13 protein-coding genes are annotated in these 13,876 nt (G+C 59.2%); 10 read left to right on the top strand and 3 right to left on the bottom strand.

All coding sequences use genetic code 11. From position 1 onward, the window contains the following. Nucleotides 1-22: 22 nt before the first annotated feature. Entirely contained in the window at nucleotides 23-205 is a 183-nt protein-coding gene (locus PQQ86_RS22645) for a hypothetical protein (RefSeq protein WP_408271895.1), read from the bottom strand. Between the two features lie 483 nt (nucleotides 206-688). Here PQQ86_RS22645 and PQQ86_RS22640 point away from each other — a divergent pair, with 483 nt between their 5' ends. The 4 genes from PQQ86_RS22640 (at nucleotide 689) to PQQ86_RS22625 (ending at nucleotide 6,117) form a co-directional block, all read left to right on the top strand. After that, the gene (locus PQQ86_RS22640; protein ID WP_408271892.1) at nucleotides 689-1,003 is read left to right on the top strand and encodes a helix-turn-helix domain-containing protein; all 315 of its coding nucleotides are present in this window, start codon (nucleotides 689-691) and stop codon (nucleotides 1,001-1,003) included. A 121-nt stretch (nucleotides 1,004-1,124) separates the two neighbouring features. Continuing rightward, nucleotides 1,125-2,132 (top strand): AAA family ATPase, encoded by a 1,008-nt coding sequence (locus tag PQQ86_RS22635; RefSeq protein ID WP_408271889.1) that lies wholly within the window; start codon nucleotides 1,125-1,127, stop codon nucleotides 2,130-2,132. A 3-nt stretch (nucleotides 2,133-2,135) separates the two neighbouring features. Beyond that, complete coding sequence (locus tag PQQ86_RS22630; protein ID WP_408271886.1) at nucleotides 2,136-4,835, top strand: S8 family peptidase; 2,700 nt, start codon at nucleotides 2,136-2,138, stop codon at nucleotides 4,833-4,835. An 808-nt stretch (nucleotides 4,836-5,643) separates the two neighbouring features. Then, a complete protein-coding gene (locus PQQ86_RS22625; RefSeq protein ID WP_408271883.1) occupies nucleotides 5,644-6,117 on the top strand; it encodes a hypothetical protein in 474 nt (157 codons plus the stop codon). A gap of 170 nt (nucleotides 6,118-6,287) precedes the next feature. Here PQQ86_RS22625 and PQQ86_RS22620 read toward each other — a convergent pair whose 3' ends face one another. Next, complete coding sequence (locus tag PQQ86_RS22620) at nucleotides 6,288-7,367, bottom strand: alcohol dehydrogenase catalytic domain-containing protein (protein ID WP_408271880.1); 1,080 nt, start codon at nucleotides 7,365-7,367, stop codon at nucleotides 6,288-6,290. 109 nt (nucleotides 7,368-7,476) lie between these two features. On the opposite strand from PQQ86_RS22620, the gene PQQ86_RS22615 reads away from it, so the two are divergent. The 4 genes from PQQ86_RS22615 to PQQ86_RS22600 all read left to right on the top strand — a co-directional run bounded on the left by PQQ86_RS22615 (nucleotide 7,477) and on the right by PQQ86_RS22600 (nucleotide 11,591). Further along, the gene (locus PQQ86_RS22615) at nucleotides 7,477-8,250 is read left to right on the top strand and encodes a helix-turn-helix transcriptional regulator (RefSeq protein WP_408271877.1); all 774 of its coding nucleotides are present in this window, start codon (nucleotides 7,477-7,479) and stop codon (nucleotides 8,248-8,250) included. A gap of 236 nt (nucleotides 8,251-8,486) precedes the next feature. Continuing rightward, the gene (locus PQQ86_RS22610) at nucleotides 8,487-9,191 is read left to right on the top strand and encodes an SH3 domain-containing protein (protein WP_408271875.1); all 705 of its coding nucleotides are present in this window, start codon (nucleotides 8,487-8,489) and stop codon (nucleotides 9,189-9,191) included. A gap of 281 nt (nucleotides 9,192-9,472) precedes the next feature. Beyond that, nucleotides 9,473-10,846 carry a M14 family metallopeptidase gene (locus PQQ86_RS22605; RefSeq protein WP_408271873.1) on the top strand — a complete coding sequence of 458 codons (1,374 nt, stop codon included), beginning with the start codon at nucleotides 9,473-9,475 and terminating at the stop codon, nucleotides 10,844-10,846. 223 nt (nucleotides 10,847-11,069) lie between these two features. Next, entirely contained in the window at nucleotides 11,070-11,591 is a 522-nt protein-coding gene (locus PQQ86_RS22600; RefSeq protein ID WP_408271869.1) for a PH domain-containing protein, read from the top strand. Between the two features lie 317 nt (nucleotides 11,592-11,908). Here PQQ86_RS22600 and PQQ86_RS22595 read toward each other — a convergent pair whose 3' ends face one another. After that, a complete protein-coding gene (locus PQQ86_RS22595; RefSeq protein ID WP_408271865.1) occupies nucleotides 11,909-12,259 on the bottom strand; it encodes a P-loop nucleotide/nucleoside kinase family protein in 351 nt (116 codons plus the stop codon). A 269-nt stretch (nucleotides 12,260-12,528) separates the two neighbouring features. On the opposite strand from PQQ86_RS22595, the gene PQQ86_RS22590 reads away from it, so the two are divergent. Together PQQ86_RS22590 and PQQ86_RS22585 are read left to right on the top strand one after the other, a co-directional pair. Then, nucleotides 12,529-12,993, top strand: a complete 465-nt coding sequence (locus tag PQQ86_RS22590; RefSeq protein ID WP_408271862.1) for a DUF2846 domain-containing protein — start codon at nucleotides 12,529-12,531, stop codon at nucleotides 12,991-12,993. Between the two features lie 296 nt (nucleotides 12,994-13,289). After that, nucleotides 13,290-13,631 (top strand): hypothetical protein, encoded by a 342-nt coding sequence (locus tag PQQ86_RS22585; protein WP_408271859.1) that lies wholly within the window; start codon nucleotides 13,290-13,292, stop codon nucleotides 13,629-13,631. The last annotated feature ends 245 nt before the right edge of the window (nucleotides 13,632-13,876 follow it).

Below are 13,876 nucleotides of genomic sequence, written 5' to 3'. Positions count from 1 at the left end.
AGTAATGCGTGCTTCGTCCTGGTCAATTCGCGGGTGTCGAGCGCTTGCTGATGAAGCAGAACACCGCATACCTAACGAAGAAGCTTGAATACACGATGCCGAACTGCGCGGGAACAAAGCCGAGGGCACTCGTGATCACCGACGCAGTCATCGAATAGGGAGCGCAGTCGAGATAGCTGATCAATCCACCGACGAACAGCAGCACGAGCGTCCAGCGTGAGCGCGTCTCTTTGGTGTCTTCCCAATCGAACTGGCCTTACGAGAGCGCTCGCAGAATCCGCGGATGAACTTGAGTTGCTTTCGCCACTGCGAGAGGACCCGTTACAGTACCCAAATGAAGGGCAGCTAGACTCGCGCCATGTCCGCGTTGCCCGATGAAGGAGCGACGTGCGCCGCGCGACTATCGCCGTATTCGACGGCGGGAGCACGAAGGCATACTGGAGGCTATGCAGCGCCGGTTCGAACGGAAGCCTGCCTGCGAGCCATTCTCGTACCAAACGGCTGAGGCTACAGTTTTCCCTCATGCCGAGGTATATGACGGAACGATCGGAAAATCTCGACGCGACGGACATCGGAAATCGTGTTGTCATAGGGAACTCAGCTTCGATTCAGTAGCACTGAGTGCTATAATGGAAAGTCGCGTGGTTTTATTTTTTACGTGCCGACAAGGGGATAAGGCGAGGTTTGAATGTACAAGACGAAGTCACCCGATCGCGAAACCGTGCGTGAAACAGCCAAAAGGCTGCGCAAGGCGGATGTAGTTGATCAGGTCACGCTACGCGAATTCGATCCGCTCGAGCTACCACCGGTCGAGCCCTTGGGGCCGGCCGAAATCAAGCGTATCCGTGAAGGTGCGCATGTCAGTCAAGCGGTTTTCGCGCACCTACTCAATACAAGTGTATCGACAGTTCAGAAGTGGGAGATCGGTCAGAAGAAGCCAACGGGCACAGCGCTCAAGTTGCTGCATCTGGTTCAAAAGCACGGCCTAGAGGTCATCGCGTGACTGCGGTGCTCCGGCAACACCAGGTCAGGGCGCAAACGTACAATCCGGCCTGTAGCCATCGAGTGCAGCCTGTTGATGTGTTAGCAATTGTCCGACGGCTCGCAAGAAAGGGTGAAATCGCATGAATGCCGATATTCTGAAGAGAGTGGTACGAGCCATCGCCGATGGCTCGCAAACGGACCTAGACCGACTCGCCGGCAAGATCGTCGAAGCGGAACGCAAGACCGGGCACGTCCGGCTTGCCGAACAGCTTGAGGCTATCCTGAAACAGCCCAAGCCCAAGCGGCCTGCCGCGCCGCTGTCGACGCCTGACATTGACCGCACGCTTAAAGAGCTTCCATTAAGCCGGCGCCATGGCGAGACTCTGGCCACACTGATACCGCACGATCAGCTTGAACATCACATGGTGCTGCCTGAAGTGGTCGAGCAACGCTTCGCGCGCATCGAAGCGGAGTACGCTGCTCGCGATCGGCTTCGCACCTTCGGGCTCAGCCCTCGCAAGACTGTATTGCTCTACGGCCCTCCGGGCTGCGGCAAATCCCTAGGGGCCAAGCGGCTCGCCTGGAACACGGGCTTGCCGCTGATGAAGGTGCGCTTCGACGTTCTGATCTCTTCGTTCTTCGGGGAGTCGGCTCAGAATCTGCGATCGATCTTCAGCAGTGCCCGAGAGAAGCCATGCGTGCTGCTGCTCGACGAATGCGACTTCATCGCACGATCGCGCACGGCCTCTAAGGACATCGGCGAGGTTTCACGCATCGTCAACTCGCTGCTGCAATTGATGGAGGAGTACGACGCACCTGGCTTGCTCGTGGCCACAACGAACTTGGAGTCAGCTTTGGACCCTGCGCTTTTCAGGCGCTTCGACGATGTCTTCTCCATCCCGTTGCCAGGTGCAGCCGAGATTGAAAAGCTCCTGAAACTGACGTTATCCAGTGTGTGGCTGGACAGGCCCATCGCCTGGGAGCCGTTGGTAGCCAAGCTCGAAGGTTCATCGGCCGCGATGGTCGTGAAGGCGGCGCAGGACGCCGCGAAGGCCGCCGTGCTCGCCGGCCGTAAAACCTTGTCGCAAGACAAGCTCCTGAAGGCCGTCGAAGAACTGCAACGGCACGACACGGCGCCGAGGGCGTAATCCATGCCGGGAGCGCACAACTTTGAACACCTTCCGCTGCTCCTTCGCTACCAAGGCAGGGCGCGCCTGCGCGGGAGCGGTGATCCCTCGCCGCAAACGCTAGCCAACAAAGGTGTGCAGCGCCAGGCGCACAGCGTCGCGCTTGACACGGCGGCCCAAGCGCTCAGCGCGAATTGGCAGGCGCGCAAGGTGCAACGCCAGGCAGCCGGGCATACCTTGCCGGACATCCCAGCAGGCATTCCCATCCTACTGCAGATTGACACCGGCCTCGACCTCGACGCCCTGCGGGCCAAGTTTGAATTTGAGATCGTTGCGGAGCAGGAAGAGGGCTATGTGATCGTGGCGTCTGAAGACATTCAGCTCGCCGCATTCCGGGCCATGGTCCAAGGCTTCGCCGTCACAGTACACGGCTCGGCGACCATCGCCCAAGTCCACACGCTGTTCGACGATCCCAACCAAACAGACAGGCTGGGCCGCATCCTCTCCGAACATCTCATGGCGTCATGGGGCAATATCAACGACGACCAGTTCTACATCGTCGATATCGGCATCGCCTGCGCCGGCACCCAGGAGATTCCGCCTCGCCCCACCCGCGGCAAGCGCGCGACGGACGCGCAATGGGCGGCCAAAGAGTTCGAGTGGTCGGAAAAGCGTACCAGCGCCTATAACGAGTGGGACGACATCAAGATCGAACGCGAGACTTCCATCCAGAAGTTCACGGAGTTCTACCAAGCGGAAATTCTGCATCTTACCGACAGCGCCGACTTCGATGCAGGCGTTCTCCCTGACAGCTTCACGGTCCGGCTGAAGATCTCGGGGAAGGGGCTCAAGGACTTCGTTCTCAACTACCCCTACATCTTCGAGGTCGTCGAGCCGGAAGACATCGCTCTTCCCCAGAACCAGGGCCAGCAGGGCGCACAAGCGGCACCGGCAGTGACGCCGGTCGCCCCCAATGCGGACGCGCCCGCCGTCTGCGTCATCGACAGCGGCATTCAAGAAGCCCACGTCCTGCTTCAGCCCGGCATCGACCAAGCCACTTCCCATTGCTTTCTGCCGGGCGAGGCCCCGATGGCCGTCGCGGATGAAGTCGCGCCGGGCGGACATGGCACACGCATCGCAGGCGCGGTGCTGTACGGCGAGGACGTGCCAGCCGAAGGTGCGCCTCAGTTACCGTTTTGGATTCAAAACGCCCGCGTGCTGGACGCACAGAACGCGATGCCCGTCGAGTTGTTCCCTCCGGAGGCGCTGCGCAAGGCAATAGAGCGCTTCAACGACAGCCCTCGCCAGACCCGCATCTTCAACCACTCGATCAATGCGCGTGGCTACTGCCGCACGCGCTATATGTCCTCCTGGGCCGCAGAGATTGACCAGTTGTGCAACGAGCGGGACATTCTCGTCGTGCAAAGCGCCGGCAATCTGCCGCTGCAGGGCACGGCACCCTTTCTGGGGATCGCCGACCACCTGAGTGCAGGCCGGGACTATCCCGGGTATCTCGAAGAAAACGCGGCCCGCATTGCCAATCCCGGCCAGAGCCTGCAGGCGCTGACCGTCGGATCAATCGCCTACGACACCGCCGAGATGGGCGCATGGCGGACTTTCGCCACGCAGCCCGCAGGCCCCTCGGCGTTTTCACGGTCTGGTCCAGGCATCTGGAACGTCATCAAGCCCGAAGTCGTCGAGTACGGCGGCGACGCCGTTCGGACGAACAACGCGCCGCCAGACATCCAGGCCGGCGGCCGCATCCCCACGGCTTGTCCCAACCTCGTCCGGTCAACGCTGCATGGGCCCGGGCCTGCAGCGGATCGCGACGCCGCCGGCACGTCCTACGCGACGCCCAAGGTGGCGCGCATTGCGGCCCAGATCCAGCGCGTATTGCCCGCGGAACCTGCGCTGCTGTATCGCGCCCTCGTCGTGCAATCGGCACAATGGCCGGCTTGGGCTGAAGACCTCTTGTCGCGTCTGCGCAATCCAGCGCCGAACATGCCCCAGGCGGAAAAGCAGGCCTTGTTCGCCGCAGCGTCAAGCGCCTTCCGATGCCTGGGCTTTGGCATACCGGACGAAGCGCGGGCCACCACGAACACGGATCATCGAACGACGCTCATCACGAGCAGCGACACCGAGATTCACACTGGCGAATGCCACATTTATCAGGTGCCGGTTCCGGCCGAGTTGCGCCAGCAGGCCGACGAATTCGACATCCGCATCGATGTGACGCTGTCCTACGTCGCGCAGCCGCGTCGCACGAGACGCAATCTGCGCCGCTATCTCTCGACATGGGTCGATTGGAAGGCCAGCAAGCTGGGCGAGGGGCTGCACGACTTCCGGGTGCGCGCGATGAAGAACGCGACAAACGGCGAAGTACCGCTGCCTGGCTCGACGCTGCCTTGGGTGCTGCACGACAAGCCGCAGGACGGCCTAATTAGGGACTTTAAGCGAAACAGTGGGACAGTGCAGAAGGACTGGGCCGTCGTTCGCTCGAACAGCTTGCCTGACCACTTCTGCATCGCTGTGGTCGGCCATCAAGGTTGGAGCCATGATCCGGACTCAACTGCCCGCTATGTGCTCGCCGTGACGTTTGAAATCTTGGGAGGCGAAATCACGATCTACGAACCGCTGCGTGCGGCGATTGCTGAATTGCAAGCTCAAACCGAGGCCGAGATCGAGGCCGACGAAGTAGAAGTGGAAATCGACGCGACTGAATGATGCACGAGCACAGCACTAAATCTGCGGGTAGAGTTGGTTGACGTCAAAAACATCTATCTGACAAAAAGACTGAGCGTCTTGACCATCTGGTCAGGCTCTATGACATCTTAGACCGCGCGCATAACAGCGTTAAACAAGCCGATCACTGGCTAAGTTAATTGCATGACCCAACGACGCATGTGTTTTGCAAGCGGTCATTCTATTAACGTTGACTCAAACGGCTGCTTTGGGTCAGCAGAGCGCTTTCGTTGATATCGACAACGCCGTTCATCCCCAGCCCTCGTCGCGCGGCGGGTCTGCGGCGGTTAGCAGCCGCATTTGTCGAACTACACGAACGTCCGCAATGGCCGATGAACCGCCATCCATCGCAAAGTTCGAACATTGGCGAAGCCCAGATACACCTGCGCGCTGACTGTCGGCGTAGAGACGACTAACCGCGCGCCCTCTGCGGCCTCTGAATTCGCGACAGCACGCCAATCCCCATCGATGCCTTATCCAATCAGCCAAACGCAAAGACTTAGCCTGCTTGGTTGACCGCTACCCCGCTCCCTTGATTTATAATCACCAAGCCGTCGGGAAACACCCGGCGGTCAGGTTTGGAAGCCTGCCATCTGTACCCGCACACCCGCTCACGCGGGTCGTGCGTCTACCTCTGCACGTCTATATTCCAATGGGCGGGCCGTGGTGGGGGAGCCGCGAGGCTCGCCGGTATGGTACAGAGCCGGTCTTCCAAACCCGCCACGTGCCCGCTCACCCACTTCCCCAAGCGAGTGTCGGGCGATCCAAGAAGTACCAGGGAGGTCGCACCATGAGCAACAAACCTACAAAACAATCTCAACCCGCTTCACGCCCGCCTGTCGACGCGCTCCAGTACGAAAAGCTTGCGCTCTCCACCTTCGATCTATGCAACCGGCAGTTGAGCCAGCTCAACACATTGATCACACTTGCGTCCTCAATGTGTAGGAATCCTGCCATCACGAGCGACGAAAGACGACGTCAACAGACCATGCTTGAATTGCTTGTCGACACCGCAGAGCAATATCAGCGAGAGCTCGAGTGTGACCGTGAGCTGTATCAGGTGATCGCGCTCGATGCGAAGGGCATCCCGCAGAGCCGCATCACCGCGAGCCGTGCAGCGCGCCTTCTCGCAGAGGCATCGCAAATAGCGACGACGGAAACACCAGCAGCCACGAAGCCGAGCCCGAGCAAGCAAACGTCAGCCGAATCCGCGACAAACGAAGAAGCAGACGCCGCCCAACAGCCGGCTCCCACGCAGCACTAACCATCGCGAAGGTGAGCGACTTCAGTCGCTCAGATTTGTAGGATGCCTGCCCTCAATCACGAGCATGGGCGAGCGCCACAAGCAGATGTGGGCAGGCGTCGTATAAACCTAAACACTTTCAGACGTTCGACATCGGTGCGCAGATCGCCGACACCCGCCACAATCGCCGGCTAAGGCCGTATCACGGTCATTCTGAATGGACCTCCGTTCGCAGCCGCATGGGATACCGCATCGTTGGCATCGACGAGCGGGAATGTCTTGATGTCGAAATGTCCAGGATCCAGCAAGCCGGAGCGGATCAGACCCGCCATGAGCGTCACAGCTTCCGTCGGATACATCCATTTGCCGCGTATTGTGATGTCGTTGCGCATGATCCATGGATACGGCAGGTCGAGCCCTGCGCCGCCCAGCATTCCCACGCCACCCATCAAAACGACTCGACCGTACGGGCGCACGGCCATCAGAGCGGCACGCACGGCCGCGGTGGGTGCCGAGGGCGGCAACAGATCGATTACGCAATCGATCGGACAAGGAGCCGCCTGTTGCATCCGTTCTCGGTCCGCCTGCTCATCGCCTGAAAGTTTGACCGGTCGCACACGTTCGCCGAACCGCTGTTTCAGATCGTCGAGCGCTTGTGCATTGCGACCCGGGGCAACCACGCAACGCGCCCCCATAGCGAGCGCGACGGCCACGCAGGCACTGCCGAAGTTGCCGGTAGCACCGCTCACGAGCAGCGTCTCGCCCGCCCGCAGCGCGGCCGAAAGCAGCCCCCCATAGGGCACGAGCATGACGTTGAGCGCACACCACTGCCCCGCCTCGTCCGAATCGATCTCACCGATTCGAATCGCGTTCTCGGTCGGCACACGCACCTGTTCAGCGAACGGGCCATCATGAAAGTACCGTTGCAGACGCAGGCCGCCCTCGCCACGTGAGCTCCAGCCCTGTAGCGCAATATCGGGCATCAAGACGTCGTCGCGCGAGCGCACAGTCGGATCGCAGAATACCCAGTCACCAGCCTTCAGATGCGTAGCGTCAGGGCCGATTGCGCTCACGCGGCCGATCGCGCCGCAGCCGGGCACTATGGGCAGCTCGATCGGATAACGACGCTGACCATTGAACACTTCGTTGGCGTAGGGCAGCACCGGCGCGGCGGCGACATCCACGATCACCTCGCCCGTCCCGATTTCCGGATTCGGTATCTGCGCAATCTCGAGCGGTCGGTCAAGCGAATGCAGGACTGCAGCTTTCATCGTCGTTCTCCTCAAAGATGGTTTGACGAGGTCATTCTGACGAGCCCAGAATAGACAACAAGGCCTGGTACTATCCTAGGATTCATGCGTCCCCCCTTGCGAGACGAACATGCCAGCAGCGAGACTTAGTGAGTTTGGTGATTTCCTGCGCTCGCGCCGGGAGAAACTGGTCCCGGATGCGGGCGTGCTTAGAAGCGGCCGGCGCCGTCGCACGCCAGGTCTGCGGCGGGAAGAAGTTGCCGAACTGGCGGGCATTGGCGTTGACTGGTATGTGCGGCTCGAGCAGGGGCGAACGGTCAGTCCCTCCGATGCCACCCTCGACGCACTTGCTCGTGCCCTGCGCCTTGGAAAAGCAGAGGCCACACATCTGCGGATGCTCGCCCGCTCCAATGATCAAGGTACATTTGCGCCGGAGATCGTTCCGCCGGCGATCGCGCGCATCGTTTCAAACCTGCCCCTGCCGGCATACGTGACCGGCCGGCGGTGGGACATCCTGACGTGGAACCAGGCGGCTGCGGATCTGTTCGGATTCGATCGCCTGGCGGAGGCGGACCACAACATCCTCGTTTTCATGTTCATCGAACCGGAAGCGCGGCGGCTGTTCGGATCCGCCTGGGTGAACGAAGCGCGCCGCATGATCGCCCTCTTTCGCACGACGCATGATCTGTTTGCCGCCGACTCGTCGTTCGTAGAGCTGGTGGAACGCCTGCGTTCGCATAGTCCGGAGTTTGCGAGGTGGTGGAGCGCGCACGATGTCCGTGGTGGCGCATCCGGGCAGAAGGTACTCGCGCATCCTCAGCGTGGCACTCAACGTTACGAATATGCTACGTTTCAGGCGAACGACGACCCGTCGCTGAAACTCTCGATCTACACCCCCGTCTGAAGCTGCACTGCTTCCAGGACTGGCTCTTTGCTCAGCTCGACGCATGAGCGGCAGAGCATGAAAGTTGCTGAACGGTAAGAACGCTGACAAACCGTAATTGCGCCGACAGTCGGGTGCAATTCGAACGCCACCAGGCTTGTCAAAGCAATGTGGCCCTGCTATCGAGGCGCCGTTATGGCCGGGACGAAACGAATAGCGCACCTCATGCATGGACCGCTCTTTCCGAGGGAGGAATCGTGCAAAAGAAAATCGTCATTCAAGCCATCGCGGGAGGCATTTGCCTGATGGCGCTGTCCGGCGCTGCGTTCGCTCAATCGCCGGCGTATACGAATCAGCCCGTGGACGTTTATGCGGGTCCGTCCGGGGAGTATCCGGTGGTCGCGCAAGTGCCGCCGAGCGCGCAGCTTACGGTGTACGGCTGCGTTTCCGATTACAGCTGGTGTGACGTCGAAGCGCCCGGACTGCGCGGCTGGGTCTACGGCGAATATCTCGACTATCCGTATCAGGGTACCGAGGTGCCGATCATGACTTACGGCTTGCAGATCGGGCTGCCGATCGTGGCGTTCTCGTTCGGAACTTACTGGGATCACTACTATCGCGGCCAACCTTGGTATCACGACCGGGACCGGTGGGCGAATCATCCGCCGCCGATGCGGGGCGGTCCGCCGCCGCATAGTGGCCAGCCGGCGGCGGGCGGTCCGGCTATGAACCCGAGGCCGGTCGTGCACGGCGGCCCGCAGCCGCAGCCCCAGCCGGGGTACGCTCATGGGCCGACGCAGCCGCAGCCGGGATATACGCACGGGCCTGCGCAGCCGCCCGGGCAAATGACGGGTGGTCCTCACGGACAGGCTGCCGTGCACCCGGGCGGTCCGTCCGGTGAACACGGCGGCGAGGCACGCGGCGGCAATGAAGACCGCAATCATCCGCAGGATAACCATTAGCGATTGTGAAAGTTCAGCACACCGGACTACCCTTCGATATCGACGGGCGCTGCCTCGCATCGCCCGCGGACGAATTATTCGTCTACAACCAGACCGCGGATCTGACGCAGGTAGCGTTTCGGCTGCTGAAAGGCTAATGGCGCACAAGGCGCGATGTGGGTCGTCGCGCCCCCGTTGCGGCGCGAACGTCAGGAGGCTCCCTAGTTCCACTGAAATTTGAAATGACTGCCGCTGTACCGTCTTTAAGATTACGAAGGCAGAAGACTGAAGGGAGAATGAAGGTGTCGAACTACCATGCCAGAATTACCGGAAGCGACTATGCGGCGATGGCCGACCTCGTGACAAAGTATAAAGTCACGGTCGCCAGGCATACTGTCGAGAAAGTCGCACAAGGCTACCGCGTCGACGCGCACGCTAGCGACGAACAAATTCGTGCGCTTGAAGCTGCGGGTTACAAGGTTGAACGTCTTGAGGATGCGCAAATCCAGGGTGTAGCGCGACAGAAGGAGAAACGCACAAGCACAGTTGGCGCATTGACGCGTGAAGCGTTGTCGGTCGCCGCCGGCACCGGATACCTCGACGTCACGCATATTGAAGCGGCCCTGGCTGCCGAATCAGAGGCGCCGAATGACGCGTTCACCACGTTGATCAAGCTGCCGAACGAGACGTGGGAGAAGCGTGTTTGTCACGCGCTCAAGATTGGCAAAGGCAGCGGCGCGGGCCGCATCGGAATCTATTTCCTTGGCGGCGTTCACGCGCGCGAATGGGGCAGCCCCGACATTCTCGTCAACTTTGTGCAACTGCTCGCCAACGCATACCGGACAAATACGGAAATCACAATAGGCAGCAGGACCTTTACCGCAGCGCAGATCAAATCCGTGGTGGAGAAGAAGGACATTTACGTCTTTCCGCAAGCCAATCCTGACGGACGCAACTACAGCATGCTGACCGAACCGATGTGGCGCAAGAATCGTCGACCTGCGCCGGCGGGACATACGCAATCCCAATGCGTCGGTGTCGACGTCAATCGCAATTACGATTTTCTCTGGGACTTTCCAAAGTACTTCGACCCGAAGTCGCCGATTGCAAACTCCACGGATCCGTGCGATCACGATGTCTACATTGGCCCCGCGGCAACCTCCGAGCCGGAGACAAAGAACGCTGTCTGGATGTTCGACAACTTTCCGCACATTCGCTATTTTGTCGACCTGCATAGCTACTCGGAAGACATTCTGTACAACTGGGGTGACGATGTCGATCAAAGCGCCGATCCAGCGATGAATTTCCAGAACCCCTCGTATGACGGCAAGCGCGGCATCGCTAACGACAAGGCATATAGAGAGTACATCGCGGCCGAGGACAAGAAGATCGCAGTCGATCTGGCGAATGAGATGCGTGATGCGATCAAGGCATCGCGTGGACGAATCTACAAGACGGAACAGTCGATGAGCCTTTATCCGACTGCCGGCACGTCGGATGACTATGCGTTTAGCCGTCACCTGGTCGACGCAAAAAAAGCGAAGGTGTTTTCGTACACGATCGAGTGGGGCAGTCCGCAAAATCCAACCCCATTCCATCCCCCGTATCCGGAAATGAAGCAGATCATCGACGAGGTCACGTCGGGACTGTTGGCATTTTGCATCTCGGCGCAGTGACTATCGCGCCTCCAGCGCATGGCAGTCACGAACTGATCCTCGCCTGCCACTTAAGAAAAGGTTTCAGCAGTAACGAATAAAGTACGTCGCGGACGATACTCGTCGTAAAGGCTATACTGGCACACCATAGGTATCAAGAATTCGCTGACGCGCAACCGAATCAGGCAGCGCTGCCTTTTTCGGCGGACAAATGGTCCGTGGGTCAGAATAAGGGACATGTGCGATGGCCAATCAGGTAATTTTCAGTGGCGCTCCGTCGCAGGCATGCAACCTTGCCGCGATCCTGAAGGGGAGCGCTGTCATGGCAATGATTGGCGCTATACATGTCTACGCGTCTAACTCTTTCCCGCTTCAGTGGCATGTGCTGCTTGCACAAGCTGGTGCGGTTTTGATCGGTGTCGGCTTGCCGTTCGCCAAGACCGCGTTCACCCGAATCGTCATCGATACCGCGCGGATTACCTGGACGCAAGGTATTCTGCATCGCCGTGTATCGATTCTCGAGATTTCCCGGATTCAGTGCGTCACGTCGATCCACCCATGGTGGCAGCGCCTGTTCGGCGCCGGCACGATCATTCTAACGACCAACGATGCAACTCGTCCCGTGAGGCGTTTGCCGGGCATCAGGGGCGCTGACCAGGTCGGTAGGAGGCTTGCCGAGGCCGTTGCCATGCATCAGGAGCGGGGCATTCCCGCACACACCTATGATCCGAACCCCGCTGGTTACTCTCAGGCGCAGAGTGTTTGAACAGGCGGCATCGGTTCGCAACTGACAGGTCTTGTTGACGTCCCATACTGGCCGCGTGCCGCCTCGTGCAATGTGCATGCCCTGCGGGAACGTCGCTCCAGCGCCATTGACGGCACGCGGTCCTGAGCCGTCTTTCGAGCCAACGCGAAGTCAACCACGCTTTCTGACACGAGACAGCCTCTCGCAACTCTGGAAACCAGAAGGCTTCTTTCGAGGTACGTCAGTCAGTCACTGTAATGGCCAGCTAGCTTATCGTCAGCACTTCTCCGGCTGCCGGCGAGGTCGGACTTACTCCTATGACGCCCAGTTGGATCAATTCAGCAGCTTCGCTCGCGGCTGGGGGCAGCGCGGTACTCGGGGCAGAGGATCTCGAACCCTTCGCTTGGCGCGGGCGGGACGAAATGACGGGTGATCAACTCATACTGCGCTTCGGACGTCTGGAACGGATGCTCACCTGACGCGTTCCTCGTCCTCAGACGAGCTCTGCAAATTTCATCGCTCACATCCAGATAGTGAAGCCGATGATCGCACCCGGCGGTCCGAAATAAAGATTGCCCCCATGCACGGGTGTCGGTTGAATTAAACGGGAAATCCAGAACCACCGACGCTCCTGCTGAAAGGAGTGATTGAATGTGGTCGGCAAGAGTTGCGCTGAATAATCCAATCACCTGGGAATGACCAAAACAAAGTGAACGTCGTGGCTAAAGTCTGCCATAGAAAAGCCGATATCAAATAATGGAAGCGAGCAGACGGTTGACGCGCGCGTGAAATAAGCGCGATTTAATGCTTATTGCTTAACGCGAAACGTATCCGGGCGACACGACGGACTGCTGGGTGCATGAAGCATTGATCCAAACCCCATGCCGATTGGCCCTGATGTTTAAGCGCCAGCCCGCTAAAGACTCAGATTCCACAACAGAAAAAGGAAAAAAAAGAAATGCAGTTGAAGAAATTGATTCCGCTCGGTGTCTCGTTGCTGGTTATGGCAGGTTGCGCATCCGTACCGATGGGCGATCCGCAGAAGGACGCGGCACTGAAGACCTTCAGTGCCCCGCAGAACAAAGCAGCGATCTATGTGTATCGGAACGAGAGCATGGGCGCTGCAGTGAAGATGCCGGTAACGATTGATGGCCAGGTTCTCGGCGAGACGTTATCCAAAACCTATCTGTATACAGAAGTCGAACCGGGTCCGCATCAACTGGTGTCCAAAGCGGAGAACGATTCGACTCTTCAAGTTGACACCGAGGCCGGCAAGAACTACTACGTCTGGCAAGAGGTCAAGATGGGTATTCTGTATGCGCGCAACAAGCTGCAATTGGTCGACGATAAAACCGGTCAGGATGGCGTGAAGGAATCGAAGTTGACAGTTGCGCCGACGGCTCAAGCCACCGCGGCCAAGTGATGCTGATTTGTTGAGTATCGCAGCGGATTCCGACTAGCAACGCCCGCATAGCGCGGGCGTTGCTATGTCGAAGTGAACGGTTATGGCGAGAGCGGGAATCGTGCAACCGGCGACCGGAGCTGCAGGAATTTGCGGAGTCTCATTTCCTGCGAATCGGTGCGGACGTGCGCAATACCTTGAGCACGGCTATCGGCAACGGCCGGTTGGCGCAGCGAGGAAGGTCGTCGATGTTGTGCAAACTCTCGCGGACAAAGAGACCGCGATTCTCGAAAACGACAATCACCGGAGTAACTCGTATGAGCTTTCACACGCTAGTTTGGGTCCATCCATTCGACGGCGAAGCGCTGGCTATATCGAGCGCCCGGGAAGTGATTACGAAGTTTCTTGACGAAGGTGCTCTGAGCCATGATGTCTTGAAGAATTTGTTCGAAGCGTGTGGTTCAGCGCTGCCGGCGGCGTCTCCCACTTTATTCTTTCTTGACAGTTGGTCGGTTGCCGATCTGTTCGGCAAAGTTGCTCAATGTCTACCGCACACTTCGTTTGCGGTAAAGGGAGTCGGGGAAGAAGCTCGTGACATATGGGTGCGAGAGTATGCCGATGGGGTTGCGACGTTCGAGGCCGGGCCGTTCCATGAATAAGGTAGACGTTGGCAAAACACGTTCGAACATGCGACGCGGTGTCGAACGTCTGCTCTCGAATTGATCCGGTGTACGCAGTGAGTAGCGTGCAGCAGATCGCAGTCGTGCAACGCACGCGGTAACTATCTGCGCCTTGCGCGAGGCGACACGCGGTCAACTTCAGACGCTCGACCTCTGCCCCAAGATCATCAACAATCAATGGGGCCGACACACTACAGCCTATGCACTGTCCCTACTGTTCCGCA

Source organism: Paraburkholderia sediminicola (assembly GCF_046026675.1).
In the GTDB taxonomy this organism is placed as follows: Bacteria; Pseudomonadota; Gammaproteobacteria; order Burkholderiales; family Burkholderiaceae; genus Paraburkholderia; species Paraburkholderia sediminicola_F.
Note: the sequence above shows the minus strand (reverse complement) of the source record. Positions and strands in the feature narration are given on the sequence as shown.

Excerpts from the sequence above, each read along its gene's own strand:
- PQQ86_RS22640 (WP_408271892.1), top strand. The coding sequence starts at position 689 with ATGTACAAGACGAAGTCACCCGATCGCGAAACCGTGCGTGAAACAGCC.
- PQQ86_RS22635 (WP_408271889.1), top strand. The coding sequence starts at position 1,125 with ATGAATGCCGATATTCTGAAGAGAGTGGTACGAGCCATCGCCGATGGC.
- PQQ86_RS22630 (WP_408271886.1), top strand. The coding sequence starts at position 2,136 with ATGCCGGGAGCGCACAACTTTGAACACCTTCCGCTGCTCCTTCGCTAC.
- PQQ86_RS22625 (WP_408271883.1), top strand. The coding sequence starts at position 5,644 with ATGAGCAACAAACCTACAAAACAATCTCAACCCGCTTCACGCCCGCCT.
- PQQ86_RS22620 (WP_408271880.1), bottom strand. The coding sequence starts at position 7,367 with ATGAAAGCTGCAGTCCTGCATTCGCTTGACCGACCGCTCGAGATTGCG.
- PQQ86_RS22615 (WP_408271877.1), top strand. The coding sequence starts at position 7,477 with ATGCCAGCAGCGAGACTTAGTGAGTTTGGTGATTTCCTGCGCTCGCGC.
- PQQ86_RS22600 (WP_408271869.1), top strand. The coding sequence starts at position 11,070 with ATGGCCAATCAGGTAATTTTCAGTGGCGCTCCGTCGCAGGCATGCAAC.
- PQQ86_RS22590 (WP_408271862.1), top strand. The coding sequence starts at position 12,529 with ATGCAGTTGAAGAAATTGATTCCGCTCGGTGTCTCGTTGCTGGTTATG.
- PQQ86_RS22585 (WP_408271859.1), top strand. The coding sequence starts at position 13,290 with ATGAGCTTTCACACGCTAGTTTGGGTCCATCCATTCGACGGCGAAGCG.